This is a genomic window from Pseudoduganella sp. jia 12 (assembly GCF_055502675.1).
Genome location: NZ_JBUXKP010000003.1, coordinates 370,548 through 396,209, shown reverse-complemented (window position 1 = coordinate 396,209; position 25,662 = coordinate 370,548). Strand labels below are relative to the sequence as shown.

Sequence of the window (25,662 nt, the reverse complement as noted above, 5' to 3'; positions counted from 1 at the left end):
AGGAGCCGGTGACAGCGTGCCACCGTTGCATGTAGAATCCCGGCTCGAGTAAACGGTGCCCTCCCGCCTGCCGGCGCGAGGGTGAAACGGGAAGCCGGTGACGCGGGGGATCTCCATTCCCCGCCAGTCCGGCGCAGCCCCCGCTGCTGTAAGCCAGACGACCCGGTTCCACCGCCACTGTGCAGCGCACGGGAAGGCATGAACCGGCAAGGACGATGGCGAGCCAGAAGACCGGCCGTTTGCAATGATGTGCCGGGCCCGGGGTGTGGTCCGGCCTGTTGCGTTTTCACGGCCGTTGCCTACCTTTGAGCATTTTCCCCTCCCTGCGCGCAGTGGCTGCGCTGCTGTGCATCCTTGCCTGCGCCAGCGGCCATGCCGCCACGCTGTTCGCCATCGTCACGGAACGTGCCGCGCCGGTGGCGGTCGAGGCGGCGCACCGCCACCTGGCCCTGCACCCGAAGGACCGCATCGAATTGCGCACGCCGGCGCAATGGATGGCGCTGGACGAACGCGATGTGGCGCGGCTGGTCGGTGGGGCCGACACGATCCTGGCCGTCTCGCTGTTCGGCGACCCGGCCCAGCGGCTGAAGGCGGCGCTGGCGCGCCATGCCAAGCCACGCACGGCGGTGCTGGCGCTGAACGGCGATGCGGGCCTGAGCCTGATGAGCCGCGATGCGCGTGGCAGCATGCGCGATTTTCCGGCCGAAACGCTGCGCGACCTGTCCAGCGAGGCGCCGCCGGCGGCCGCCCTGCAGGCCGCGGCAGCGCATCCGGCGGCCCCGCACTGGCTGGCCGCGCGCCGCGTGTGGCAGGCCGGTGGTGTCGACAACACCGCGGCGCTGTTCGCGCACCGGCTGCATCCGGCCACGCCGCTGGCCGGCCCGCAGCCGGAGCCGACGCTGCGCGTGCGCGTGGGCAGGCGGGAACTCGTCGATGCCGCCGCGTGGGGCAATGGCGCCCGGCTGGGATTGAAGGCGCAGGCCGCCGTGGTGGTGCTGGACCTGTCGAACATGGATGCGGCCGTGCCGGCCGCCCTGTGCGCGCGTATCGAAGCCGCCGGCCAGCCATGCGTGCAAGTGCTCACACGGTGGGGCGGCGCTTCGCGCGAGGCGCTGGAACGGCTGCCGGAACTGGTGGCCCCGGCGCGGCCGGCGGCGCTCGTGGTGCTGCAGGATTTCGTCGTGGGCGCGGCGGAAGGGCGGGAGGCCGTTGCCGAGGCATTGAAACGCCTGGATGTTCCCGTGTTCAAGGGCATCCGGCTGTCCGACCGCACCGTGCTGCAATGGCGGCTGTCGCCGGACGGCCTGCCGCCCGATTCCGTGCAATACCGCGTGGCGCTGCCGGAACTGCAGGGCATCGGCCAGCCGATCGTGGTGGCGGCGCTGGGCGACGTGAAGCGCGACAGGGCGACCGGCATCGAGAACCGGCCGTCGGTCATGCTGGATGCGGAGGCGGCGCGGCTGGCGGCCCGTGTCACGCGCTGGCTGGCACTGCGCGACAAGCCCAACCGCGACAAGCGCGTGGCGCTGATCTACTACAACCACCCGCCGGGCCGCCAGAACATCGGCGCCGACAACCTGGACGTGCCGGCCACGCTGTTCGACATGCTCCGCGCGTTGAAGGACGCCGGCTACACCGTGGGCGAGCTGCCCGCATCGCCGGAAGCGCTGCTCGACCGGATCATGGCGCACGGCGTCAACCTGCCGGAAGACCGTGCCGCCTTGCGGGAACTGGCCGGCACCGTCAATACCGTGGGCGCGGCGGACTATGCCAGGTGGTTCGGTACGCTGTCGCCGCGTGTGCAGCGCGAGATGACGAGCGGCCTGCTGGGCCGCCTGCATGCCGACGTGCTGGAGGCGGAACAGGCCGGCGAATGGCTGCTGGGCCGCAAGCAGGTGGACGTGATCGTCAAGGAATTGCAGCACCTCGTCGAAGGAGCGGACCACCCGCAGCGCGACGCGGCGATACGCGACCTGGCGGCGCTGGGTGACGGCTACCGGGCCTGCCTGGACGTGCGCGCGCCGCGCCGCTGCGCCACCCTCGACCCGTTGAACCGCAAGGTCGCCGGCTACGGCATCGAAGGCCTGAAAGGGTGGGGGAACGCCCCGGGCAAGATCATGGTCGACGAGGGAAGGATGCTGGTGCCGGGCCTCGTATTCGGCAATGTGTTCATCGGTCCGCAGCCGCCGCGCGGCTGGGAAGTGGACGAGGAACTGCTGCACGCGAACACGAGCATCACGCCGCCGCACCAGTACCTGGGGTTCTACCACTGGGTACGCGACCGGTTCAGGGCGGACGCACTGGTGCACGTGGGGCGCCACTCCACCTATGAGTTCCTGCCCGGCAAAGCCGTCGGCCTGGCGGGCGACGATTACCCGAGCCTCATTGCCGGCGACCTGCCGGGCATCTATCCGTACATCGTCGACGGTGTCGGCGAAGGCACGCAGGCCAAGCGACGCGGGCTGGCCGTGATCGTCGACCACCTGACGCCGCCGCTGGCCAGCACGCCGCTGTACGACGACCTGCTGGCGCTGCGCCAGGTGGTGGAGAGCTACGAGGCGGCCAGCTCCGAATCGCTCAAGACGCAGGCGGCAGGGCTGATGCGCGAGCGGGTGGTGGCGCTGAACCTGAAGGCGGAGCTGGAAGCGTCGATGGCCGACGTGCTGGCAGTGCGCGGCATCGGCTACGACGCGGCCGACGACGACTTGCTGGCGCACGAGATCGGCCACTACCTGACGAAGCTGCAGGAGAAGTTCATGCCGCATGGGCTGCACATCTTCGGCCGGCCGTGGAAGCAGGAATCGATCGACCTGATGCTGGCGTCGATGAGGAAGGGCGGTGTCGACGGCCCTGACGTAGCCGCCAGGCTGACCGACTCGCCGCGGCTGGAGATGAAGGCCTTGCTGGCCGGGCTCGACGGGCGCTACATCGAACCCGGCAAGGGCAACGACCCGCTGCGCTCGCCCGAGGCGCTGCCGACGGGACGCAACTTCCATGCGGTCGATGGCGACATCCTGCCCACGAAGCTGGGTTACCAGCTCGGCGCGGACCTGGCCGCCAAGGCGATCGCACGCTCGCCCGATGCACCGGGCAGCGAAGGCATCATCCTGTGGGCGTCCGATGCGGTGCGCGACGAAGGCGTGATGGTGGCATTCGCGCTGGCGATGATGGGCGCGGAACCCGAGTGGAATGCGCGCGGTATCGTCACCGGCGTGCGGCTCAGGCCCGGGGCGCCGCGGCGCGATGCGCTGGTGACGACGTCCGGCCTGTTCCGCGACCTGTACCCGAACCTGATCCGGCTCATCGACCGCGCCGGCCGGCTGGCGCTCGCCGCGTCGGCCAACACGCTGATCGCGCAGGATCCACCGCTGCGCGAGGCGCTCGAAGCCACTCTCGCACCCCTGAACGGCGCGGCGTGGGGGGACGAGCCGGTAGCCGGCAACCGCGTCGCGGGCGAATGGCTGACCCGCCACCGTGCGCTGGTGCGCGCGGGGCAGCCGGTGGCGGAAGCCGGGCGGGGCGCTGCGCAGCGCGTGTTCGGCGATGCGCCGGGCGCCTACGGCACGGGCGTGAACCGCCTGACCGAGCGCTCCGGCGCTTGGCGCGAGCGCGACGAGATCGGTGCCGCCTACCGCAACCGCATGGGCCATGCCTATGGCCTCGATGGCAGCGGCGAGGCGCAGCACGCGGCATTCGACGCGGCGCTGGACGGCATCGCCCGCACCTACCACGGCCGCGCCAGCAACCTGTACGGCCTGCTCGACAACAACGATGCGTTCGACTACCTGGGCGGCCTGTCGCTGGCCGTCGAGGGCCGTACCGGCCGCGTGCCGGATGCGCTGATCCTGCAGCACGCGCAGCCCGGGCGTGCCGAAGTCGAACCGCTGGCCGCCGCGCTGCTGGGCGAGCTGCGCGGCCGCTTCCTGAATCCCGCATGGCTGAAGCCCCTGATGGATCACGGCTACGCTGGCGCGCGCACGATGGGCCAGGAATTCCTCGAGAACCTGTGGGGCTGGCAGGTGACGCGGCCGGACCTCGTCAAGGACTGGGCGTGGGAGGAAGTCAAATCCGTCTACTTCGACGACAAGCACGGGCTGGACCTGCCGCAGTTCCTCGGCCAGCGCCACAATGCGCACGTGAAGGCGCACATGCTGGCGATCTTCATGGTCGCCGCCGAGAAAGGCTTCTGGAAAACCGATCCCGCCACGATCAGGCAGATGGGCGGCGAGCTCGCGCGGCTCGTGTCCGCCAATGGCTTGCCCGGCAGCGGCCACGCGGCGCCGGACCACCCGATGTGGACCTGGCTTGCACCCCGGCTCGACGCCGCCGATGCGCAGGCGCTCGGCGCCACGCTGGCGAAGGCGCGCGGCGACCTGTTGCCTGCCGCCACCGCCGCCAATGGTCCCCGTGTCCCGGTGCCTGAAAGGAGTGATGCCGTGCACGGCATCACCGCTTCGTCGGCGAGGAGTAGTACTCCTCGAAACCCCGACTCCGCCACGGAGACACGGGCTCAGCAGCAAGAGCAGGCGCAGGTAAAGGCTGCCGGCGAAGATGCGGCGGGTGCGGAGCCGGCGCCGCGTGCTTATGAATTGCATCAAGAAGCTGCCGTGGAGCAAGCTCCCGGCATCACCATCGTCAGGTTGCTGGCCATGCTGGCCACCGTCGTCGCGCTGTTCGCGGCGGGCCTGTGGCGCGGCGGCGCCGTACCTCAACCTTCAAGGAGCTCACCATGATCGAACCCCATTCCTTCGGCTGGCTGCACGACGCGGTCAGCTGGCTGCTCGTGCCGTCGCTGGCGGCGCTGCTGCTGGCCTGCGCCATTGCCGTGATCGAGGCGGGCATCGCGGCCGGCGAACGTTTCCACGGTTTGCGCAAGATGCGCGCAGCCGGCAATGTCGCGCACGTGCAGGCGATCGCCCGGCACCGCCTGGAGCGTGCCGACCTGCTGGCACGCATTCCTCCGATGCTGGGCCTGATGGCGACGATCATTCCGCTGGGCCCGGGTCTGGCCGCGCTGGGCGCCGGCGATCCGGCGCAGCTGGCCAGCGCCGTTACCGTGGCGTTCGACGCGACCGTGCTGGGACTCGTGGCAGGCATCGCCGGCCTCGTGATCGGCAAGCTGCGCCGCCGCTGGTACGAGGAAACGCTGGAAGCCATGGAAGACGCGATGGAGCAGGCGGCATGAGCGCCACGCCGCCGCGCAAGCGCCTGCGCCTGTATTCGCACCTCGACGCCCGGTTCGACGGCGGGGACGAGGATCCGCGCGCCAGCCTGGTCAACCTCGTCGATGTGATGCTGGTATTCGCCTGCGGCCTGATCGCCGCGATCGCCGGCAGCCAGGGGGCGCTCAAGGCGCCGCAGCCGGTCGAGAAGGGCCGGCAGATCGAGCGGCCCGCCGCCGGCATCACGCAGGCCGGCAGCGGCTACGACCGGGTCGGCGAAGTCTATCGCGACCCGAAGACGGGCAAGCTGGTGCTGGTCGAGCCGGGCCCGCCGGCACCGGCGAAGTGATTCCCGCACTGTCCGGTTCCAACCCCGGCTGGACAGGCGGCTGTTGCGCCGGCGCCAGGTCTCACTTCGCTTGGTGAAGCCGCGCACAGTTCGCGCGTTCCGTGCACGGCATACTCGGAACCGCAGGGTGATATCAAACAAAGGTCCGCCGCCCGGCCGGGCGGCCCCTATACAGTGACTGATAACGGGGAGGCACACATGATCGGCGCAGAACTGTCACGGTTGAAAACGGTGCAGTACAAGGGCTACGAAATCTGCATGGGCTCGGTGTACAAGGACGGCGAGCCGTTATTCCATTACTACGTGCCGCTCGGGATGAACGACGGCGGCGTGGAGCAGGGCAAGCGCATCATCGACCAGATCGGGGAAGAAGGCGAGTAAGCCCGCGAATCAATATGCGTACAAGTGTCCGCCGGCGGCACCCTGCCAGTGGGTCACCTGGCAACGGCCTGGTGGTTTGAAGCGATGGATTTTCGTGCCAGGCCAGGCGGAAAATCCCCGGGATAGCTGGTTATCCCGGGGATTCGTCAACGGCCTGGCGCAAAAGCGAAATGCGTACATGCTTTGAAACCATCATCAGTGGCGTGGTGACCCGCCAGGTGCCGCCATGGTTACTTGAAAACCCCCTGGCGCACCCACTTGGTGGCTACCCATTTCTCGCCACGCTCCACGGGCGCGCCGCCGTGCAGGCTGGCCTCGTCGAGCTGGCCGGCCTCGTTGACATATTCAAAATACACCGCCGAACCCTTGCGCGGCACGATGGACAGGCCCAGCTTCGGGAACACCGTGTCGCCGGCTTCTTCCACGTCGTTCAGGTAGATGATCAGCGTGGCCACCCGCTGGCCGCCGCGCTTCAGCGTGGCCGCGAAACCGGTGTTGGCCGGATCGAAATAATCGTGATGGGGCTTGTACTCGGCGCCCACGCCATAGTGCAGCACGTGCAGCGCTTCGCCATGCGCCACCGGCTGGTTCATGATCTCGGCGATGCGCCGGTTCAGGCGCTGCAGCAGCGGTTCGCCGGTATCGTCGAGGAAGGCGCCCTGGCTGGTGCGGTGCTCCTTGACCTGGTTCTCGCCCGTGGTGGGGCTGAGCGTGGCCGACGGTTGCAGCCGCGCGCGCGCCAGCACCATGACGGCATCGCATTCCTCCGGCGAGAACACGTCGTCCAGCACGGCCACCACCGGTTGTTCGATGCGCATCGCCACGCGCACCGTGCGGTCGGCCGTGGCGATCACGTTGTTGCGGTGCCGGATCGTCGGCGTGCCGTAGCGGTATGGGCCGGCCACCACCGGCGCCAGCTTCGCGCGTCGTGCCTGGCGCTCGAGCACCGTGCGCTCCGCATAGGCCGCATCGTAATTGGCCGCCACCATCGCGGCCACGATGTCCTGCGTGCGGCACCCCTTGTCCAGGCTGGCGTCGAGCCAGCGGTCCCATTCTTCCGACATGCGCGTGTACTTGTTCATGGCCGTGAAGTATACCGAAAAGCGCCGTGGTTCCGCCTACCGATCCGTGGCGGGCACGGGGGCATCGTTCGCGGGAGGCGGCTGTACGACAGGCGAATCCACGACCAGCACGTCCGGCACATGCCGGCTGTCGCGCTGCTGGACGACGTGCGCAGCGATGGCGCGGCGCGGTGGCTCGGGGCGGGGCGGTTTCGGAAACATGTGTTGTCCTTGTATGTAGCCGTAGCGTGTCGCTGTAAGGAAATCAGGGATCAGATACGGTTCGTTGCGCATTTTGCAAGGGCCATGTGCTAATGTGCGCGAGGTGATCCGTCGCAGCGCGTATAATTTCTTGAGAAAAATTCAACTTGCCCGGCGCGGCTTATGAGACCAATCAAAAGAGGTCTGTTGACAATTTGGGCGCCGGTCGCGGCAGGGGCTTGCCTCCTCGCGGCGAGCGAACTGGCATGCGCGGCGCCGCAGCAGGACGACATAGCCGAGCTGTCGCTCGAGCAATTGAGCGACATCGTCATCACGTCCGTCTCCCGGCAGGAAGAGCGGCTCGGCAATGCCGCGGCGTCGATCTACATCATCGGCGGCAACGAAATCCGCCGCAGCGGCGCACGCACGCTGCCCGAGGCGCTGCGCCTGGCACCGAACCTGCAGGTGGCGCGCGCGGATGCGCGCAACTACGCGATCACGGCACGCGGCTTCAACAGCCTGCAGTCGAACAAGCTGCTCGTGCTTATCGACGGCCGCAACCTCTACACGCCGCTGTTTTCCGGCGTGGCCTGGGATGTCCAGGACCTGCTGCTGGAGGATGTGGAACGGATCGAGGTGATCAGCGGCCCCGGCGCCACGATCTGGGGCGCGAATGCCGTGAACGGGGTGATCAACGTGATCACCCGCTCGGCCAAGGATACCCAGGGCGGCCTGGTGGCGGGCGCCTTCGGCAAGGACGACCGCGAGGGCAGCGTGCGTTACGGCGGCGCGTTGCCGAACGGGGGCCATTACCGCGTGTATGCGCGCTACGCCGATGCCGACGATGCGGTGCGCGACACCGGGCAGGCGGCCACCGGCTACTCGCGGCGCCAGGCAGGTTTTCGCGCCGACTGGGACCGCTCGCGCGGCGGCTTCATGGTGTCGGGCGATGCGTACGAAGGCGACCTGGCGCAGCGCGGCGCGGGCGCGACGCGCATCTCGGGCGCCAACCTGGTGGCGCGCTTCACGCGCCGGCTGTCGGATGACTCGAACGTGCGCCTGCAGGTGGTGCTCGACCATACCGAGCGCAACCAGCCGAACATTGTGTTCGAGCGGCTCGACACGGTCGAAGTGGAAGCGCAGCACAGCCTGCGCCTGGCGGCGAATTCTGCCATGCCCCATAACATGACGTGGGGCGCAAGCTACCGCCATTCGCGCGACCGCATCACCACGGGCCGCACCCAGGTGTACTTGCCGAACGACCTGACAATGCATTGGGGCAGCCTGTTCGCGCAGGACGAGGTGGCGCTGCGCGACGACCTGCGGCTGACGGCCGGGGTCAAGGTGGAGCATAACCATTACACGGGCGCCGAGGTGCTGCCCGGCTTGCGGCTGGCGTGGACGCCGGACAGTCGTCAGCTGCTGTGGGGCAACCTGGCGCGCGCGGTGCGTGCGCCGTCGCGCGTGGACCGCGACCGGTACACCCCGGCGCGGCCGTTGATCATCGCCGGCGTGCCGCGCTACCTGTCGGGCGGCGGGCCGGAGTTCGAATCGGAGACGGCGCGGGTGGTGGAGCTGGGATACCGCATCCAGCCATCGCCTCGCTGGTCGTATTCGGTGACGGCGTTCGCCGCGAGGTACGGCCGCCTGCGCTCGCAGGAGCCGAATCCGGACGGCCCGGCGAACAGTGGGCTGGCGGAGTATCGCAACCTGGCGTATGGCCACACGCGCGGCGTGGAAATGTGGGCGCGCTGGCAGCCGGCCGATGGCTGGCGGCTGAGCGGCGGCCTGGTGGTGCAGCGTGTGCGCACGGCGTTGCGGCCTGAAAGCCGCGACGCAAGCAACGCCGCGGACCTGATCGGCGCGGACCCGAGCCATTACTGGCAGCTGCGTTCGTCGCACGACCTGCCGAGCGACATGCAGCTGGACTGGACACTGCGCAAGGTCGGCGCGCTGCCGCGCCCGGCCGTGCCCTCTTATCACGAACTGGACCTGCAATGGTCCTGGAAGGCCACGCGCAACCTCGAGATTGCGCTGGTCGGCCAGAACCTGCTGCACCGGTCCCACCCCGAGTTCGGAGCGGCGCCGAACCGGAGCGTGTTCGAGCGTACCGCCGTGCTCAGGCTTACTTATCGTTTCTGACATGACGCCACCCGCGATCCAACCTTGCCGCCCGACGGCCCTGCGCAGCGTGCCGAGCTGGCCGGGCTGGCTATCCGTCCTGCTGGCGCTGGCCCTGCTGTGCGTGGCGCTGAACGGCGCGGCCGTCGGCCAGACCGCCGCGCCGCCCATGCCGAACCTGGAGCGCAGCGTGAAGGCCGCCTACCTGTTCAAATTCCTCGGCTACGTCGACTTCCTGGCGCCCCGTGAGGGCGCGGAAGCCGGCAGCCCGCTCACTGTCGGCGTGCTGGGCGCGGAGGACGTGGCCGCCGAACTGTCGCGCATCACGGCCGGGCGCACCGTCAACGGCCGCCCGATCGCCGTGCGCAGCCTGCGCGAGGGCGAGCCGGTGGCCGGCCTGCAGATGCTGTATGCCGGCGCGGCGGCCGACCTGCCGAAGGTATTGCGCAGCGCCGCGCAGAACGGCGCGCTCGGCGTGACCGATGACGAGAACGGCCTGCAGCATGGCGCCGTCATCAACTTCCGCCTCGTCGAGGACCGCGTGCGCTTCGAGGTATCGCTGCCGGCCGCGGAGCGCAGCAACCTGAAACTCAGTTCGCGCCTGCTGTCGGTGGCCTGGCACGTGCAGAAGGGGAACTAGTGCTGTCCCGTTTCCATTCCGGCAGCGTGCGCGCGAAACTGGTGGCAATGGCGCTCGCCACCACGTTTGCCGCGCTGCTCACCACGTCCATCAGCATGCTGGTGTACGACCTGACGACGTTCCAGCAGAACTGGATCGACGACCTGACCACGCAGGCCGAAATCGTGGCCACGGTGTCGGCGCCCGCGGTGGGCTTCAACGATCCCGCCGCGGCGCGGCAGAACCTGGCGCTGCTGCGGGTGCGGCCGCAGATCCAGCAAGGTGCCATCTATGCCGCCAACGGCGCGATCTTCGCCGCATACGCCGAGGCGGGCGCCGACGTGCCGCCGCTGCCCGCGCATCCCGGCCCGCCGGGGCCGGCGATCGAAGGAGGGCGGATGGTGGTGTACCACCCGATCATGGAAAACGGCGAGCGTGTCGGCACCGTGTACCTGAGCGCGCGCTATCGACTGATGGAGCGGCTGGTCAGCTACGCAACGATACTTGGCGTCGTCACGCTGGCGAGCCTGCTGCTGGCGGCGGTCGTGGCCACGCGCCTGCAGCAGTCGATCACGCGGCCGCTGCGGGCGGTGACGGAAGTGGCGCGCGCGGTCATGCAGCGGCGCGACTTCTCGCTGCGCGTCGAACACCACCATGACGAACTGCATGACGCGTCCTACCCGCATGGCGGCAAGGGCGCGCGGCACAGCGGCGAGATCGGCACGCTGGTCGATGCGTTCAACGACATGCTGGCCGAGATCGACCGGCGCGCCAATGCGCTGCAGGAGGCGAACCTCACGCTGGAACGCGAGATGGCCGTGCGCCAGGCCGCCGAACGCGCATTGCTGCTGGCGGATCGCCGCAAGGATGAATTCCTGGCCACGCTGGCGCATGAACTGCGCAACCCGCTGGCGCCACTCCGCACGGGACTCGACATCATGCGCCTGAACGGCGGCGATCCCGCGGCCAGCCTGCGGGCGCGCGGCGTGATGGAAAGGCAGCTGAAACAGATGGTGCGCCTGGTCGACGACCTGCTCGATGTTTCCCGCATCAATACCGGCAAGCTGACGATCCGGCGCGAAAGCCTGGAACTGCATGCCGTGGTCGCCAATGCGCTGGAAATCGTCCGCCCGTTCATCGATGCGCAGGGCCACGAGCTGGCCGTGCACCTGCCGCCCGGGCCCGTCCACGTGCTGGGCGACACCACGCGGCTGGCCCAGGTGCTGTCGAACCTGCTGAACAACGCCGCCCGCTACACGCCGCATGGCGGCCACATCGCTTTGTCGGCGGACGTGGGCGACGATAGCCGCCTGCGCATCCGCGTGGCCGACGACGGCATCGGCATCGCGCCTGGCATGCTGGCCGATATCTTCGAGATGTTCGTGCAGGCCGATGCTTCGCTGGAGCGCTCCAGCCAGGGACTGGGCGTGGGGCTGTCGCTGGCGCGCCGGCTGGTCGAGCTGCATGACGGCACGCTGGAAGCGGCCAGCGAAGGGCAGGGCAAGGGCAGCACCTTTACCGTGACGTTGCCGGTGCAGGCCGAAGTGCCGGAGGCCGCGGAGCGGCCGGCGCAGGGCCTGGCCGGCGACCGGCAATACCGCATCCTGCTGGTGGACGACAACGAGGATTTCGTCAACGCGATCGGCGGCCTGCTGCGCACGTTGGGGCACACGGTGCACGTCTGCCACGACGGTCCGCAGGCCCTGGCCGCGGCGGAAGGTTTCGCGCCCGACTTCGCGTTCCTCGACATCGGCCTGCCGGGCCTGAACGGCTACGACCTGGCCCGGGCCCTGCGCGCCGTGCCGGCGCTGGGGCGCACGGTGATGATCGCCGTGACCGGCTGGGGGCAGCAGAAGGACCGCGACCTGGCGTTCGAGGCGGGCTTCGAGGAGCACCTGGTCAAGCCGGTCAGCGTGGAGCAGATCCTCGCCATCCTGGCGGGGCGCCGGGAAGGCGTGGCGATCGCGGACCGCTGACCACCTATCCTCCGTAGCGTTCCGTGCGGATCGCGCGCGGAGCGATGCCGGCTGCCACCAGCAGTTGCGCCACCGCTTCGACGAAAGCGTTGGCGCCGCACACGTAGCATACCGCCGGTACCGCGCCCAGTCTGGCCAGTGCCTCGTCGACCATCGCGCGGTCGATGCGGCGCATGTGATCCGCGGCGCCATTGCCGGCCCGCGTGACGGTGGTGACGTAGCCGAATCCCGCATGCGCACCGGCGATGCCACGCAGCTCGTCGCGGTAGGCAAGCGCTTCCCACGTGCGGGCCGAGTGAAGCAGCAGCATGGGAGCGTGCGCGCCGGCCTGGCGCCATGCCCGCGCGATCGAGACGAGCGGCACCACGCCGGAACCGCCGCCCACCAGCAGCACGGGGCCAGGCTGCTCCGGCTGCCACAGGAAATGGCCGCCGAGCGGGCCACGCACCTCGATCGCGTCGCCCGGCTGCGCCACGTCGTGGAAATAGGCGGAGACTTCGCCGTCGTCGAGCAGCTCGATGCCCAGTTCCAGTTCCTGCGCGCCGGGCGCGGAGGCGATCGAATAGCTGCGGCGGGCCTGGTAGCCGTCCGGCGCCGTCAGCCGCACGTCGACATGCTGGCCGGCGGCGTGGCGCGCCAGCGGTGCGCGCAGGAAGAAGCTGCGCATGCGTGGCGTCGCCTGTTCGATGCGGGCGATGACGGCGTGTTCCCAGATGCCTGTGCCGGTGCTGCTCATTGGCCGCTCATTGGCCGCTCATTCGTCGTCCGTGTAGCGCTGTTCGCGCCACGGATCGCCGCGCATGTGATACCCGCGCAATTCCCAGAAGCCCGCTTCATCCTTCTCGGTAAACTTCAGGCCCTTCAGCCATTTCGCGCTTTTCCAGAAGTACAGGTGCGGCACCAGCAGCCGCGCGGGGCCGCCATGTTCGGGCGCGAGCGGCGCGCCGTTGAAATGCGTGGCCACCATCGCCTGGCCGTTCACCAGGTCGGCGACGGGAACGTTGGTGTCGTAGTCGTCGAACGACTGGGCCAGCAGGAAAGCCGTAGGCGCGACGATGCCGGCCGCAGCCAGCAGGTCGTCGAACGCGACGCCTTCCCACACCGTGTCGAACTTGCTCCAGGTGGTAACGCAGTGGATGTCGCCGCGCCACGTGGTGCGGGGCAGGGCGAGGAACTGCTCCCAGTTCCAGCTGGCCAGCGGGCGCGAACCCTGGCGCACCGTGAAGCGCCAGTTCGCCAGGTCGATCGCGGGCGCCGGCCCGAGCGACAACACGGGGAAATCATCCGTCTCGTGCTGGCCGGGCGGCAGGCGGCGCGCCGCATCGGCGCCGGGCCGGCGGCCCGTGAATCCTCGTGTACTCATCGTGTGCTCCATGGCGCTTTCGCCGTTGCGCTATCTGTTAGAACCATCAGTGTAGATCGTTTGCTGCCGTGGGCGGATCTGCCATTGGGCGTGGCAGGCCATGGTGGCGGGGGGAAGGTCCGTGGACAGGCCGGATTACTGGACGGGACCGATCGCGGATGACGCGGGCGCCGCGTTTACGCCGACGGTGATAAGCTTTTTAGCAATATTTACCAAGGAGTATCGACATGAGTGGAGACCTGGACCGCCAGCCGCACATCACATCGCCAGCATTGCTGTCGCCGGACATTTCAGCGCATATCACGCCGGATCCCGACACGCCGCCGCCGGAACAGGATCCGCCGAACCAGCCGCCACCCAACGAAAAGCCCCCCAGCGAGATACCTCCGGTGGAAGAGCCGAGCGCGCCGCCGCCGCCGATCCGGATGGACTGAAGTAAAAGGCGGCACATGCCGCCTTTTGCTTTCCTGCCGTCTGTTCTTCCTTTGCCTCAGGCGCCCGGCTTCGCCGGTTCGGGCGTGCGCTGCGGGATCTGGCGGATCTGCTCCTCCGTCTCCTTTTCGCCAGGCGACTTTTCGCCGCTGCCGATGTCGGGCTCGTTCATCATGTGCCCGCCTTTTTCAGAATCGTCGGTGGAATCGGATGGCTTTCTGGGTTCTGACATTGCCTGCTCCTGTTGGTGGAAGATGGCCCATCGTAACAAGAGGGGGAAGAAGACGGCGCCATATTGACTAGAAGAACACAGGTGTTGCTAACAACATACAAGTTTTAATTATTTGTGCCGGCTGTCACAATCGCGTCACTGAACTGTTCCTATAATTGAGCCAGTAATGGACGATTCATCTGGAGACTGTCATGGGTAACTCTTTGCACAACAAAATCTATCTCGGCCGCCGCAGCGACCGGATGCGCAGGCTGCTGGCCGGCGTGGTGGCGGGGCTGGGCGTGTTCCTGCTTGCGTTCAAGGCGTTCAAGTAATTTCCCGCGCCGCTTGCCGGGCCGGTGCGGCCCGCGTACCATGACGGCCGCATCCGCCATCATGGAACAGGTTCAATGAAAGACGAAAAACTCACCACCGACGAATACAATGCGCTGGACGAAGTGCGCCGCGGCATTTCCGGGCGCCCCAGCGCCTGCGTTGCCCGCAACACCAAGCGCCTGTCCGGCCTGAAATTGTTGTCGTTCGCCCGCAGCGGCCACCTGTCGCTGACCGACAAGGGCAAGGAAAGGCTGTTCCTGCGCCGCTGCGTTCTCGGCCTGCGCGCACTGACCGACGATCCCGCCGCCAAGCTCGATGACGACGTGATTGCCTTCCTCGGCAAGAAATCCCACATCGTCACGACCGACACCGGCTTCGCCGTCACCGACAAGGGGCGCGAGACGCTGGCCGATATCGAGGCGAACGGCTTGTAACCAGCCTTTGCGATCGCCATGCGGTCGCAGGCTGCTGTTTGCCGCATCATCAGGCCACCGGTTTCCGCGATGGCCTCAGGTCAGCTTTCCGGATCGTGGCCGAACTCGCGCAGCTCTTGTGCACACCGGCAGGCCGTGGCGATTCTGGCCGCCCATTGCACGGCAAGCGTTCTGGACGGGAGCTCGAGCACGCAAAAGCCGCCATCCAGCTCCCTGGTCTGGCGATAGGTCGCAGCTGCACAGCTGCCATCGCCTGCAACCATCACCGGTGCCACTTCGCCGTTGATGCCGCCACCGAACACGTAGACCCCGGCAGCTTTTGCTTCACGAATCACCTCACGCGCCGCTTCACCCACGGCAGCCATCTCCTCGGCGGGAACCTTCATTGCATCCGCAGGGAAGGAAATCAGAAACTTGGTCATGACCGCTCCTCGATGATGGCGCTGCACATAAAAATGCGGCGGGACGCGGGCCGATCCGCTACACCACGCGCATGCCAAGGCAATGGTAGAGCCGCACAGCGGGATTGTCGACATGCACCTTCAGGTCGATAGCGTGCTCGCCTGCGAACCTGGCGCGTAAAATCACGGCTTTCTTCAAGCAGAAAGCAGAGGCCCTGTGCAAGCACTTTGGGAGTATTACAGACAGCTGGAAGCGCGCTTGCCGTCACAGGGGCCGGGCTTCAGTGTCGCGGTCATGCGCGATGCCGAAACGGTGTTCGAACGCCATCACGGGCTGGCTTCGCTCGAACTGAACGTGCCATTGTCGCGCGACTCGGCCTACTACCTCGCGTCGGTATCGAAGCAATTCACCGCGGCCTGTGTCATGACCCTCGTACGTGAAGGCATGATCGGCCTCGATGACGACGTTTGTCCTTACCTGCCCGAACTGGCGAAATTCGAACAGGCATTCCCGTTGCGCAGCCTGTTGAATCACAGCAGCGGCATCCCCGACTATTTCCAGTTCCTGCAATGCCAGCTGGGACGCCACGAAGCCGACTACTTCAACAACGACACGATCCTGAGAATCATTGCCTGCATGGACACGGTCGAGTGCCCGGCACAGACCGAATACCGCTACAGCAACAGCAACTACATCCTGCTTGCCGCCCTGGTTGAGCGCCTGGCCGGGATATCGCTTGCGGATTACGCCAGGAAGACGTTACTCGCGCCGCTTGGCATCCATCGCCTGGCCTTCGATGACGACCGGTTCAATGTAATCCGGAATCGCGTGTTCAGTTACGAAGCGGAGCCGGCGCGCCCCTTCGGCTACAAACAGCACCTGGGCAATGCCAACACGGTCGGCGATGGCGGCATGTATGGCAGCACCGCCGAGCTGCTGCGGTGGGAAATGGCATGGCATCGCCAGTGGTCCGACAGTTCAAGCCTCCTGCATGCCATGCTGCAGCCTTCCCCTTTCCTCGACGGAACCGTGCCCGACTATCGATTCGGGCTGGAGCTCACGCGAAGACATGGCCAGGACGTCGTGTTCCACAGCGGCGGCCTGTGGGGATTCAGCACCTTGATCGTCAGGCTCCCGCAAACCCGCACCTCGATTGTCCATCTGGCCAATTGCGAGGAGGCCGGCCCCGACCTGGAGCGCATACTCTCCGCCGCACTGGAATAGGAGATCGACTGGACCGGTCGATCGATGCCTGCAGAAAGCGGCCGGGTGCCTTGATCAGCCTCGTTCCTTCCACGGCGTACGAAATGCCGGGGCGTCCTTCAGTCCTGCGCGCATGATCCGTCATTCCTGCTTCGATCGATGACGGTCCGCCACGGCAAGTGAACGTGCACGCCGACCAGTCCGAGGACTACTGGCGCCGGATCGTGTCGGACGGCGTGGCGACGTTCGCCACGACGCACGAGGTCGACCGGCCCGGGAAGCACACGTTGAAGTTCTGGGCGCTGGACCCCAAACTTGTCTTGCAGCGGATCGTCATCGACGCGGGAGGATTGCAGCCAAGTTACCTGGGACCGCCGGAAAGCCGCGGGTCGTCCGTTAACCGTCAACAGATTTGCCTTGCGCGGCGGGGCCCGCACGGTCACATGTTGATGGCGCGCACCAGCCGCACGCCCCAGTCCTCGTCGGGATTGGCTGTGCCGTTCCCGAGGCGCTCCTGCATTACCGCAACGCCGAGGTCCCGGCGCTTCGGCAATCTGTCTCGCTCCGCCGCATCCAGGGCAGCGCCGATCTCGGCATAGGAAAGATCGGTGCAATAGACGGGCGCTCCCGGCTGCTGGCGCCACGAGTCCGCAAGCGAGCCGGCGTCGAAAGCATCCAGGCCAGTATCATTGACCAGCGACGTGGCTATCTTGCGATCGTGATCGCGATCCGCGGCCACCGGAATGGCGATCCGGTCGGATGCCCCTGCGGGCTTTGCCTTCTTTGCCAGCGAAGCTGAGCCGATTGCGTTCCATGCCTTGGCGACAGGGCGCCCAAGCTGCTCGGCGACCCACAGGCTCTCGACCTGTCCCTGCTCGATGGCGTCGATCTTCTCGTCGCGGAAGGGATAATAATTGGAGGTGTCGATCACGACTGTCTCCTCCGGGAGACCGGCGATCAACGGGGCGATACCGGGGATGCGGTTGAGCGGGATCGAGAGGATAACCACTTCCACATCGATGAGCGCATTTTCAGTGGTCACGGCGCGTGCGCCGAAGGCCAGAAGTTCCGTATCGATCGTCTCGGGGCCACGCGAATTGGCGACTTTTACCTCATGCCCGGCCTGGCTCAAGCGCATGACGAGTGTCTTGCCGATGTGCCCCGTTCCCAAAATGCCGATTTTCATGGTTTCCTCTCATTGATGATTCATGTACTGTCATAATAGGGACATGCTTACTTATAAACAAGAACTCACCAAAAAGTGGGTAACACACGAAAAGGTATGTATATCTTGAGTCGCGACTGGCAATGTGAAGATCCAAAGCAACAGCTTGTCTGGGCTAGCGCAACGAGCGAAGCACTGCGCGTGCTGGAAGGAAAGTGGAAGATCGTCATCATCTTCCAGCTCTTTGCTGCCAAGCTGCCGCTTCGATTCTCGGAACTGGAGCGCCGCGTTGAAGGCGTCAACCAGAAAATGCTAATACAACAGCTCAAGGAGCTGGAAAAGGACGGGATCGTCACACGTAAAGTGTATCCACAGGTGCCGCCCAGGGTCGAATATGCACTCAGCGATATGGGGCTGGCGCTCGGGCCTTCGATCGAGGCCCTGGTTGACTGGTCTTTACTGCGTCGGGAAATTCTCGGTGTCGACTCGGCACCCTGACGGCCGACGGCAACCAGCCTTTTCGTAGTTAAGGCGTTTTTTCTTGGGGGCGAGTGGCATCGGCATGCGCTTCAATCCATTAAAAGCTACGGCTGATGGTTCGCTCTTGGCCGTTTGCTGCACATCCTGTGCATGTCGGCTTCCGCCCCAGAGCGGATTAAGTAACCACGAAAGCTGCTGTTGAGCTTGCGGGCCAGAGGACGGTGAAGTCATCGGAACGTACTTGGCGATAAGCGACGCTGACTTTGTCCAGCAGAGCTGCAGCGAAAAGTAATGGTTTAGCTCGTTCAAATGTCGAGACTGGATCAGCAGCAAGAATGAAGATGTTCATTTCCCCTTTGCCCAAGTCGTGTCCATCCACATCGGCAATTGGCGCAACGATTTTCTGTATCTCGTCCTCAAGGCTGACCATGGCATCGAAGTCGAGACAGCCGTTTCCTCTGAACTGTAGAACGAGTTGGTAATCCATGAATTTCTAAACGTGTTTTTCGTCCGCTTCTGGGCCGAAAGCAGCCTGCCATGACAGGTGGATCAGCCTGGGCAGACGGTGGGAACAGGCCCGATCACGTTCCGCGATTGATCTTCCAAGGTACGCCGAACCTGTCGATCACAATGGCATAGCGGGAAGACCAGAAAGTCTGCTGCGGCGCCAGGATCACCTGCCCGTTGGTCTGTAGCGCACTGAAATAAGAATCGACCTTCTCTTCCGAATCGACACCGAGCAAAACATAGAAGCCCGCTGGTCTTTTGTAGTTATGTGCTTCAACATCGGCACCGGCCAGCTCAACCCCATCGATACAGATATTTGCATGAACGATGTGACGTCCCGGACGCGTCGCCGATGCTGGGATCGGTGAATCGGAGATCTTGAGCATCGTACCAATCCTCCCTCCAAGGCACGCTGCATAGAAGTTGAATGCCTCTTCGCACTCACCGTTGTAGTCAATGTGAAATGACAAGCTCATCGTCTATTGTGCTTTCGTTGTGGTCCTGCTGTGATTGGGACATTCGTCAGCGGAGGTCCGCTCCCCGCCGAAGTCAGACTTTCAAACGCTCCCGCACCGTATCATCCGCCTAGGCCTCCGGTCCCAGCCAGATTCATTTTCCGCCCGGCCTGAACCCGTCCGCGCTGATGTCCAGCTCCGTCACCTCGCCATACTTGGCCGCCACCTTGCGGATATCGTCGGCCTTGCCGACCAATACCATCTGCAGGTTCTGGCGCGGGAAGTGCCGGTCGACCAGCTGCTTTGCCTTTGCCGGCGTCAGGCCGTCCACGTCGCGCATGAAGTTGTCGATCTGGGCGCGGTCCACGCCCAGCGCGTACATATCGCCCAGCAGGCTGGCAAGCTGCTCGCTCGTTTCAAAACGCGGCGGGAACTGGCCTTTCACGTAGGCCTTCGCCGAATCGAGCGTGGGCTTGTCGATTCCCCCGTCCTTGCCCGTTCCCCAAAGCCGGTTGTACGTCTTCAGCGCCAGGTCGAGCGCCGCTTCCGTCTTCGCCGATGCGGTAAAGCTCGACATCGTGAAGACGCCCGACTGGGCCAGCGGCGCAAACGAGCTGTTGGCGCCATACGTGAGCCCCGAGTTCACGCGCAGCTCGTCGTTCAGCCACGACGTGAAGCGCCCGCCCAGTACCGTGTTCAGCACCTGCAGCGGCACATAGTCGGGATCGTTGCGGGCGATGCCGGGGCCGCCGATGATGAACGTGGTCTCGATCGCATCGGGTTTGTCGACGAGCCACACGCGCGGCTTGTCCGCCAGCGGCTTGCCGTAGTCGGCACGCTGCGGCGCGGGGCCTTCGGCCTGCCATTGGCCGAACAGCGTTTCGATCTGTCGGCGCATCGCGGCCGGGTCGAAATCGCCGACGACGATGATGGCGGCATTGTCCGGCCTGAAGTAGCGGCCATGGAATCCCTGCACGTCGGTGCGCTTCAGCGCGGACAGGCTGTTGACGGTGCCGCCGGCCGGGCTGGCGTAGGGCGCGTCGCCGTACAGCATGCTGCGGTAATAGGTGCCGGCGACCTGGCGCGGGCTTTCCTTGGCCTGTTTCAGGCCGCTGACCTTGCGGTTCTTCAGCTTGTCCAGTTCCGCGGCCTCGAAATTCGGCTGCTGCACGATCTCGGCGAACAGCGGCAGCAGGGCGGCGGCATCGTTCTTTGCGAAATTGGCCTGCACGGTGGTCTGCTCGGTGGCGCTGCCGCCGGCCAGTTGCGCACCGCGGAAATCGAATGCCTCGTCGATGGCCGCCTTGGAATGCTTTTCGCTACCCAGCAGGATCGCGTCGCCGGTCAGGTTGGCGAGGCCCGCCTGCGTGCCGTCGTTGACGGCGCCGGCCCTGACGACAGCCCGCACGGCGATCAGCGGCACCTCGTGGCGCTCCATCAGCATGACGGTCAGGCCGTTCGGCAGCTTCGTCGTTTCGAACTGCGGCAGTTTGAATTCGGCTCCATGCGCCACGGCGGCCGCACCAGCCAGCGCGGTGGTGAATACCAGTTTCTTCATCATTCTTCCTTTGCAGCCAGCACGCCGATGGTGCGCTGCTGTTTTTTCAGGTAGCGGGCGGCCACGGCCTGGATGTCGGCCGTGGTCAGCTTCTCGAATTCGGCGGGCGCGTCGAACAGCTTGCGCCAGTCGCCGAAGAAGGTTTCGTAGTTGCCCAGCTGCTGCGCCTTGCCGTTGATGGTTTCCTGTGCGCGGTACAGGTTGACCAGCTTCTTGTTCTTCACGGCCTGCAGTTCCTGCTCGGTGATACCGTTCTTCACCACGTTGTCGATTTCGTCGAGCAGCGCCTTTTCCACCTTCGCGCCATCCACGCCATTCGCGGCCACGGCGAACACGTACAGCAGGCCCGGATCGAAGCCATCGGTGGCGTCGGCGCCGACCGATGTCGCCAGCTGTTTTTCCACGAGGGCCTTGTAGAGGCGCGACGTCTTGCCGTCGGTGAGCACGCCTTGCAGCACGTTCAGCGCGTAGTAGTCCGGGCTGTCCGCACGCGGCGCCTTGTATGCCACCATCAGGTTGGCGGACGTGGCCGATGGCTTGGCGACGAACAGGCGCCGCTCGCCTTTCTGCTCCGGTTCCACGGTCTTCACCACCGGCGGCATCGCGCGTTTCGGGATCGCGCCGAAATACTTCGTGGCCAGGGTTTTCACGCGGTCGGCCTTCACGTCGCCGACGATCACGGCCACCGCGTTGTTCGGCGCGTAGTAGGTGCGGAAGTAGTTGACGAGGTCCTGCTGTGTCCACGCCTTGATGTCCGACTCGAAGCCGATCACGGGCCACGAATACGGGTGGGCGCTGTAGGCCACGCTGTTCAGGTCTTCCATCAGCATGCGGATGTTCGAGTTTTCCAGGCCCGTGCTGCGTTCGGACAGCACCACGCCGCGTTCGCTCTCGACCATCTTCGGGTCGATCGTCAGGTGGGCGATGCGGTCGCTTTCCAGCTTGAAGATCGTTTCGACGGAGGTGGCGGGAAACCAGTCCTGGTACACGGTCACGTCGCTGCTCGTGTACGCGTTGTTGCTGCCGCCGTTCGCTTCCATCGTGCGGTCGAACATCTTCGGCCCGTAGTTCTTCGATCCGTTGAACATCATGTGCTCGAAGAAGTGCGACAACCCGGTGGTGCCCGGCGCCTCGTTGCGCGAGCCCACCTTCCAGAACGTGTACATGTTCGCGTTGGGGATCGTGCTGCTTTCCAGGACGATGAACTTCATGCCGTTGGCCAGCGTGAACGTCTTGACCTGGTCTGCCGTGAACGCGGCCTGGGCCGAGGCGGCGAGCATGCTGCTAGCCACGATGGCGGCAAGTTTCCACTTCATGGGGCGCCCTTCCAATGGTAAAAATTGATGATGCGCAAGCATACGGCATTGCCGTTAGAATGTGTAGGACCCCTCATTCATGGAAAGCACGATGGAAAGCGCAATGCACTGGTCGGCCCACGAGCTGACGATGACCGTCCTGATGACACCCGACATGGCGAACTTCTCGGGCAATGTCCACGGCGGTACGATCCTGAAATTCCTCGACAGCGTGGCCTATGCGTGCGCCAGCCGCTACTCGGGCAGCTATGTGGTGACGCTGTCGGTCGACCAGGTGATGTTCCTGCAGCCGATCCACGTGGGCGAACTGGTGACATTCCTCGCTTCGGTGAACTACACGGGCCGCACCTCGATGGAAGTGGGCATTCGCGTGGTGACGGAAAACATCCAGCAGCGGCTGGTGCGGCACGCGAACAGCTGCTATTTCACGATGGTGGCGGTGGACAAGGACCGCAAGCCCGTGGCGGTGCCGCCGCTGGTACCGGAAACGCCGGAGCAGGTCGCCCGCTTCGAGCAGGCCGAGGCGCGCAAGGCCGCGCGGCTGGCGCTGCACGGGGCCAAGAACAAGGCGAAGGGGCAGTGAGGCCGAAAGACAGAACCCCAGAGGCAGATTCCGGGGTCAGACCCGCCGGGTCTGACCCCAGCCCTTCGCTTTCTGGGTGTCTGCGTGCCGGCTAAGCATCAACTTAACGCCATTAGTGCCTGTCACCGGTTTTCAGGAAATGTTTCGAAACACTGGCGCCCGTTATGCGTACTTGATCCCCGCCCGCTTGTACGACGGCGGCGTGATGGCGCGGCGCCGCTTCGGGTACACGAGGGCCCGCACCGCCACTTCGACCGGCACGTGCATCGACGCGAGGAATTCGGCGGATTTGCGGATGCCCACTTCGGGCAGCGCCGTCACCGCCTTGTCGACCAGGTCGCGCATCTTGCGGTTGGTGCGCGCGTGCTGAGGCTTCAGCAGGTATTGTTTCTTGACTCGTGCATTCATTGTTGTTATCCCCCGTTCCGGTATGTCTTTACGCTGGCAGCAGCTCCGGCTCCGCCGCCGGTGCGAGCGTGCGGCCGCTCTGCATCATCCGCTCGAATTCCTGCGCCGGCAACGGCCGGCTGAAATGATAGCCCTGCATCTCGTGGCAGCCGTGGGCACGCAGGAATTCCAGCTGAGCCAGTGATTCTACCCCTTCGGCGATCACCCGCAACTTGAGGTTGCGGGCCAGCGCGATGATGGAAACGACGATCGCCGCCTCGTCCGCGTCGCTGGCGATGTCGGCCACGAACGAGCGGTCGATCTTCAGCACGTCGATCGGGAACCTGCGCAGGTACGAGAAGCTCGAGTAGCCGGTGCCGAAATCGTCGATCGACAGGGCCACGCCCAGCGCCTTGAGCTGGTGCAGCACTTCCACCGCCTGGGCCACGTCGTCGACGAACAGGCTTTCCGTCAGTTCCAGGTCCAGGCAGGCCGGCGGCAGGCCCGTGTCGGCCAGTACCTGCGCGATCGACGGCACGAGGTCGGGCTGGACGAACTGGCGCGCCGACAGGTTGACCGCCACCCGCAGCGGCGGCAGCCCGCACGGTGCCCAGGCGTCGTTCCACGCCTTCGCCTGCACACAGGCAGTGCGCAGCACCCAGGCGCCGATCGGCACGATCAGGCCGGTCTCCTCGGCCAGGCCGATGAAGCGCTGCGGCGGCACCATGCCCAGCTCGGGGTGCTGCCAGCGCAGCAGGGCTTCCACGCCGACGATGCGCCCGCTCGCCAGGTCCAACTGCGGCTGGTAGTGCAGCACGAATTCGCCGCGCTCCAGCGCGTTGCGCAGCGCGCCTTCGATGCGCAGCCGTTCCCGCGTTTCCTCGTTCATCGCGCCGTGGTAGAACTGCCAGCGGTTGCGGCCCAGCTTCTTGGCCGCATACATGGCGATATCCGCGTGCTCGATCAGGTGGTCGGCAGGCGTGCCGTCGGCGGGGTAGATGGCCACGCCGATGCTGCAGGTAACGCAGAATTCCTTGCCATCGAGCGTCATCGGCTGCGCCAGCGCGGCCATGATGCGGTCGATGATCTCCGGCGCCAGCGCCTCGTCGGCATGCTCGGACAGGATCGCCACGAACTCGTCGCCGGACAGCCGCGCCACCGTATCCGTCTCGCGCACGGCCGCGCGCAGGCGGCCGGCGATCGTACGCAGCAGGTGGTCGCCGGCCTTGTGGCCCAGCGTGTCGTTGACGAACTTGAAGCGGTCCAGGTCGATCAGCAGCACCCACATGCGGCGCCCGCCGCGGTTGGCGTAGGCGACCGCCTGGGCCAGCCGGTCCTGCAGCAGGATCCGGTTCGGCAGGCCGGTCAGCGCATCGTGGTGGGCGATGTGGCGGATGCGCTGCTCCGTCAGCTTGCGTTCCGTGATCTCGCTGCCGGTGCCGCGGTAGCCGCGGAAGTCGCCCTGGGCATCGTAGACCGGTTCGCCGGTGGACTGGAACCAGCGCGTCACGCCATCGTCGCCGGTGATCTCGTGTTCGAGGCCGGCGAACGGCTGCCGCGCCTGCAGCAGCGCGAGATGGTCGCGGCCAACCGCCGTTTCGAGGAAGTCCGGCCTGATCTGCCAGCGGGTGCGGCCGATGTACTCCTTGCGCTGCACATGCGCCTTGTCGAAAAAGCCGTCGGCCAGGTAGGTGAAGCTGAAGTTCGCGTCCTGCTCCCAGTACCAGTCGGACGACAGCGCAAGCAGCCGGCGGAAGCGGTGTTCGCTTTCCTGCAATGCGCGCTCGGTACGCTTGCGCGCCGCCACGTCGTCGTTCAGCCGGGCATTGCTGCGCTGCAGGTCGGCGGTGCGCTCGTCGACGAGCCACTGAACGCGGCGCGAGCGCTGCTCCAGTATGTGCACGAGGGCGGCGGCCAGCACCGAAAACAGCAGGCCGCCGACCAGCGCGATCAGCGAGCCGGTATGGTCGGCCAGGAAGGGCCGCGGCAGCGCATCCACGCGCACGCGCCACGTCTGGCCCAGCAGGTCGAATCGCCGGGTCACGTGCTGCGGGTGGTGGAGCGCCAGCCATGGCGGCAGCGTGAACATGGCGCGGTTGTCCGCTTCGGCATCGGGGCCGGTCGCGTAGACGAGGTCCGCATCGTCGCCGGCGTAGACGCGCAGCAGCAGGTGGGGATCGTCCAGCAGGCCGCCGTATTGCAGGATCGTGTGCACCAGGTGCGGCGCGCGGATCAGCGCGGCCGTCTGGCCCACCCAGGCGGCGCGGCGCTGTTGCGGTGTTTCGGTAGGCATGCCCGTGCGATACAGCGGCACCAGCAGCACGAAGCTGTCGCGCCGCGCCGGGTGCAGCACGCTGACGAGCGGCGTGGCGGTGGGCCTGCCCTTGTGAAGCATGCGCTCCACCGTCGCTTCCGCGGCCTCCATCGGCAACACGTCGAGTCCAAGCGCACCGTTGTGCGCCTGCAGCGGCGCGAACAATTCGGTGACCAGGTAGCGGTTGCGGCGCGCCGCCGGGACGAAGCGGCCGGCACGCAGTTCGGTCACGGTGAAGCCGGGATGCGTGGGCGCCATATGCGCCTCGAAGGCGAGGCGCTCGTCGTGTGTCATCAGGTGCTGGTGGGTGAACGACACCATGAACGGATGGCGGTGCAGCAGCGGCCGGGTGAAGTCGCCGAACTGCTCCTGCGTCACGCCGGGCATGGTGCGGAACAGCTGGTTGGTGACGGTCAGCACTTCGACGGCATCGTCCAGGCCGCGCTGGATGGCTGCCACGCGCAGGTTCGCGCGCTGCTGGAAGCTTTCCGACAACTTGTCGTATTCGAGCGCGCTGACGGCGATGAACAGGACACCCGTCACGCACAGGCCGACGGCGAGCGTAAGCGCCGCCGCCAGCGAAACCGGGGTGAACCTGCGTGCCATGGAACTCCTGTGTGTGAACGAAACCAACGGGCGAGCGAGC

26 protein-coding genes, 1 pseudogene and 1 riboswitch are annotated in these 25,662 nt (G+C 66.1%); of the genes and pseudogenes, 14 read left to right on the top strand and 13 right to left on the bottom strand.

What is annotated here, in order from left to right:
* Positions 1 to 36: 36 nt before the first annotated feature.
* Positions 37 to 254: riboswitch (cobalamin riboswitch) on the top strand.
* Positions 255 to 305: 51 nt separating this feature from the next.
* The 4 genes from ACY65G_RS07865 to ACY65G_RS07850 all read left to right on the top strand — a co-directional run bounded on the left by ACY65G_RS07865 (position 306) and on the right by ACY65G_RS07850 (position 5,892).
* Entirely contained in the window at positions 306 to 4,733 is a 4,428-nt protein-coding gene (locus ACY65G_RS07865) for a cobaltochelatase subunit CobN (protein ID WP_464996802.1), read from the top strand.
* The gene (locus tag ACY65G_RS07860; RefSeq protein ID WP_464996801.1) at positions 4,730 to 5,185 is read left to right on the top strand and encodes a MotA/TolQ/ExbB proton channel family protein; all 456 of its coding nucleotides are present in this window, start codon (positions 4,730 to 4,732) and stop codon (positions 5,183 to 5,185) included. Before ACY65G_RS07865 ends, ACY65G_RS07860 begins: the two co-directional genes overlap by 4 nt.
* Positions 5,182 to 5,511: a DUF2149 domain-containing protein gene (locus ACY65G_RS07855; protein WP_464996800.1), complete on the top strand. Its 330-nt coding sequence runs from the start codon at positions 5,182 to 5,184 to the stop codon at positions 5,509 to 5,511. The genes ACY65G_RS07860 and ACY65G_RS07855 overlap by 4 nt, the downstream gene beginning before the upstream one ends.
* A gap of 198 nt (positions 5,512 to 5,709) precedes the next feature.
* Positions 5,710 to 5,892 (top strand): hypothetical protein, encoded by a 183-nt coding sequence (locus ACY65G_RS07850; RefSeq protein ID WP_464996799.1) that lies wholly within the window; start codon positions 5,710 to 5,712, stop codon positions 5,890 to 5,892.
* Positions 5,893 to 6,122: 230 nt separating this feature from the next.
* Here ACY65G_RS07850 and ACY65G_RS07845 read toward each other — a convergent pair whose 3' ends face one another.
* Together ACY65G_RS07845 and ACY65G_RS07840 are read right to left on the bottom strand one after the other, a co-directional pair.
* On the bottom strand, positions 6,123 to 6,974 hold the full coding sequence (locus ACY65G_RS07845; protein ID WP_464996798.1) for a prolyl hydroxylase family protein: 852 nt from the start codon (positions 6,972 to 6,974) through the stop codon (positions 6,123 to 6,125).
* Positions 6,975 to 7,010: 36 nt separating this feature from the next.
* Complete coding sequence (locus ACY65G_RS07840) at positions 7,011 to 7,175, bottom strand: hypothetical protein (RefSeq protein WP_464996797.1); 165 nt, start codon at positions 7,173 to 7,175, stop codon at positions 7,011 to 7,013.
* A gap of 186 nt (positions 7,176 to 7,361) precedes the next feature.
* Between ACY65G_RS07840 and ACY65G_RS07835 the strand changes: the two genes are divergently transcribed.
* From ACY65G_RS07835 to ACY65G_RS07825, 3 genes are read left to right on the top strand one after another with little or no spacing between them, the layout of a single operon-like run.
* Positions 7,362 to 9,296, top strand: coding sequence for a TOL_0244 family TonB-dependent receptor (locus ACY65G_RS07835; RefSeq protein WP_464996796.1), 1,935 nt, complete (start codon positions 7,362 to 7,364; stop codon positions 9,294 to 9,296).
* Position 9,297: 1 nt separating this feature from the next.
* Positions 9,298 to 9,915 carry a TOL_0243 family YfiR-like periplasmic protein gene (locus ACY65G_RS07830; RefSeq protein WP_464996795.1) on the top strand — a complete coding sequence of 206 codons (618 nt, stop codon included), beginning with the start codon at positions 9,298 to 9,300 and terminating at the stop codon, positions 9,913 to 9,915.
* On the top strand, positions 9,915 to 11,870 hold the full coding sequence (locus ACY65G_RS07825) for a sensor histidine kinase, YfiR-like protein-associated (protein WP_464996794.1): 1,956 nt from the start codon (positions 9,915 to 9,917) through the stop codon (positions 11,868 to 11,870). The genes ACY65G_RS07830 and ACY65G_RS07825 overlap by 1 nt, the downstream gene beginning before the upstream one ends.
* A gap of 4 nt (positions 11,871 to 11,874) precedes the next feature.
* On the opposite strand, the gene ACY65G_RS07820 is transcribed toward ACY65G_RS07825, so the two are convergent.
* On the bottom strand, positions 11,875 to 12,606 hold the full coding sequence (locus tag ACY65G_RS07820) for an FAD-binding oxidoreductase (protein ID WP_464996793.1): 732 nt from the start codon (positions 12,604 to 12,606) through the stop codon (positions 11,875 to 11,877).
* A gap of 18 nt (positions 12,607 to 12,624) precedes the next feature.
* Positions 12,625 to 13,233: a sulfite oxidase-like oxidoreductase gene (locus ACY65G_RS07815; protein ID WP_464996792.1), complete on the bottom strand. Its 609-nt coding sequence runs from the start codon at positions 13,231 to 13,233 to the stop codon at positions 12,625 to 12,627.
* Between the two features lie 227 nt (positions 13,234 to 13,460).
* Between ACY65G_RS07815 and ACY65G_RS07810 the strand changes: the two genes are divergently transcribed.
* Positions 13,461 to 13,667 (top strand): hypothetical protein, encoded by a 207-nt coding sequence (locus ACY65G_RS07810; protein WP_464996791.1) that lies wholly within the window; start codon positions 13,461 to 13,463, stop codon positions 13,665 to 13,667.
* 56 nt (positions 13,668 to 13,723) lie between these two features.
* Here ACY65G_RS07810 and ACY65G_RS07805 read toward each other — a convergent pair whose 3' ends face one another.
* Complete coding sequence (locus tag ACY65G_RS07805; RefSeq protein WP_464996790.1) at positions 13,724 to 13,897, bottom strand: hypothetical protein; 174 nt, start codon at positions 13,895 to 13,897, stop codon at positions 13,724 to 13,726.
* A gap of 191 nt (positions 13,898 to 14,088) precedes the next feature.
* Between ACY65G_RS07805 and ACY65G_RS07800 the strand changes: the two genes are divergently transcribed.
* A complete protein-coding gene (locus tag ACY65G_RS07800) occupies positions 14,089 to 14,211 on the top strand; it encodes a hypothetical protein (protein ID WP_464996789.1) in 123 nt (40 codons plus the stop codon).
* A gap of 75 nt (positions 14,212 to 14,286) precedes the next feature.
* Positions 14,287 to 14,646: a hypothetical protein gene (locus ACY65G_RS07795; protein ID WP_464996788.1), complete on the top strand. Its 360-nt coding sequence runs from the start codon at positions 14,287 to 14,289 to the stop codon at positions 14,644 to 14,646.
* An 80-nt stretch (positions 14,647 to 14,726) separates the two neighbouring features.
* Here the strand turns inward: ACY65G_RS07795 and ACY65G_RS07790 are convergent, their stop codons facing one another.
* Entirely contained in the window at positions 14,727 to 15,068 is a 342-nt protein-coding gene (locus tag ACY65G_RS07790) for a YciI family protein (RefSeq protein ID WP_464996787.1), read from the bottom strand.
* 196 nt (positions 15,069 to 15,264) lie between these two features.
* Between ACY65G_RS07790 and ACY65G_RS07785 the strand changes: the two genes are divergently transcribed.
* Together ACY65G_RS07785 and ACY65G_RS07780 are read left to right on the top strand one after the other, a co-directional pair.
* Entirely contained in the window at positions 15,265 to 16,272 is a 1,008-nt protein-coding gene (locus tag ACY65G_RS07785) for a serine hydrolase domain-containing protein (protein WP_464996786.1), read from the top strand.
* Between the two features lie 122 nt (positions 16,273 to 16,394).
* Positions 16,395 to 16,619 (top strand): annotated as a pseudogene (locus tag ACY65G_RS07780) (hypothetical protein); the annotation flags it as partial.
* Positions 16,620 to 16,690: 71 nt separating this feature from the next.
* On the opposite strand, the gene ACY65G_RS07775 reads toward ACY65G_RS07780, so the two are convergent.
* A complete protein-coding gene (locus ACY65G_RS07775; protein ID WP_464996785.1) occupies positions 16,691 to 17,437 on the bottom strand; it encodes an NADPH-dependent F420 reductase in 747 nt (248 codons plus the stop codon).
* 96 nt (positions 17,438 to 17,533) lie between these two features.
* Here ACY65G_RS07775 and ACY65G_RS07770 point away from each other — a divergent pair, with 96 nt between their 5' ends.
* Positions 17,534 to 17,914, top strand: coding sequence for a winged helix-turn-helix transcriptional regulator (locus ACY65G_RS07770; protein ID WP_464996784.1), 381 nt, complete (start codon positions 17,534 to 17,536; stop codon positions 17,912 to 17,914).
* A gap of 157 nt (positions 17,915 to 18,071) precedes the next feature.
* Here ACY65G_RS07770 and ACY65G_RS07765 read toward each other — a convergent pair whose 3' ends face one another.
* From ACY65G_RS07765 to ACY65G_RS07750, 4 genes are all read right to left on the bottom strand, one after another.
* Positions 18,072 to 18,383 (bottom strand): hypothetical protein, encoded by a 312-nt coding sequence (locus ACY65G_RS07765; protein WP_464996783.1) that lies wholly within the window; start codon positions 18,381 to 18,383, stop codon positions 18,072 to 18,074.
* 94 nt (positions 18,384 to 18,477) lie between these two features.
* Entirely contained in the window at positions 18,478 to 18,879 is a 402-nt protein-coding gene (locus ACY65G_RS07760) for a VOC family protein (RefSeq protein ID WP_464996782.1), read from the bottom strand.
* Positions 18,880 to 19,012: 133 nt separating this feature from the next.
* On the bottom strand, positions 19,013 to 20,419 hold the full coding sequence (locus ACY65G_RS07755) for a M16 family metallopeptidase (RefSeq protein ID WP_464996781.1): 1,407 nt from the start codon (positions 20,417 to 20,419) through the stop codon (positions 19,013 to 19,015).
* Positions 20,416 to 21,732 carry a M16 family metallopeptidase gene (locus ACY65G_RS07750; protein WP_464996780.1) on the bottom strand — a complete coding sequence of 439 codons (1,317 nt, stop codon included), beginning with the start codon at positions 21,730 to 21,732 and terminating at the stop codon, positions 20,416 to 20,418. Before ACY65G_RS07750 ends, ACY65G_RS07755 begins: the two co-directional genes overlap by 4 nt.
* A 103-nt stretch (positions 21,733 to 21,835) precedes the next feature.
* On the opposite strand from ACY65G_RS07750, the gene ACY65G_RS07745 reads away from it, so the two are divergent.
* Complete coding sequence (locus tag ACY65G_RS07745) at positions 21,836 to 22,315, top strand: acyl-CoA thioesterase (RefSeq protein ID WP_464997058.1); 480 nt, start codon at positions 21,836 to 21,838, stop codon at positions 22,313 to 22,315.
* A 162-nt stretch (positions 22,316 to 22,477) separates the two neighbouring features.
* Here ACY65G_RS07745 and ACY65G_RS07740 read toward each other — a convergent pair whose 3' ends face one another.
* The gene (locus tag ACY65G_RS07740) at positions 22,478 to 22,723 is read right to left on the bottom strand and encodes a hypothetical protein (protein WP_464996779.1); all 246 of its coding nucleotides are present in this window, start codon (positions 22,721 to 22,723) and stop codon (positions 22,478 to 22,480) included.
* 28 nt (positions 22,724 to 22,751) lie between these two features.
* A complete protein-coding gene (locus tag ACY65G_RS07735) occupies positions 22,752 to 25,622 on the bottom strand; it encodes a bifunctional diguanylate cyclase/phosphodiesterase (RefSeq protein ID WP_464996778.1) in 2,871 nt (956 codons plus the stop codon).
* Positions 25,623 to 25,662: the final 40 nt, after the last annotated feature.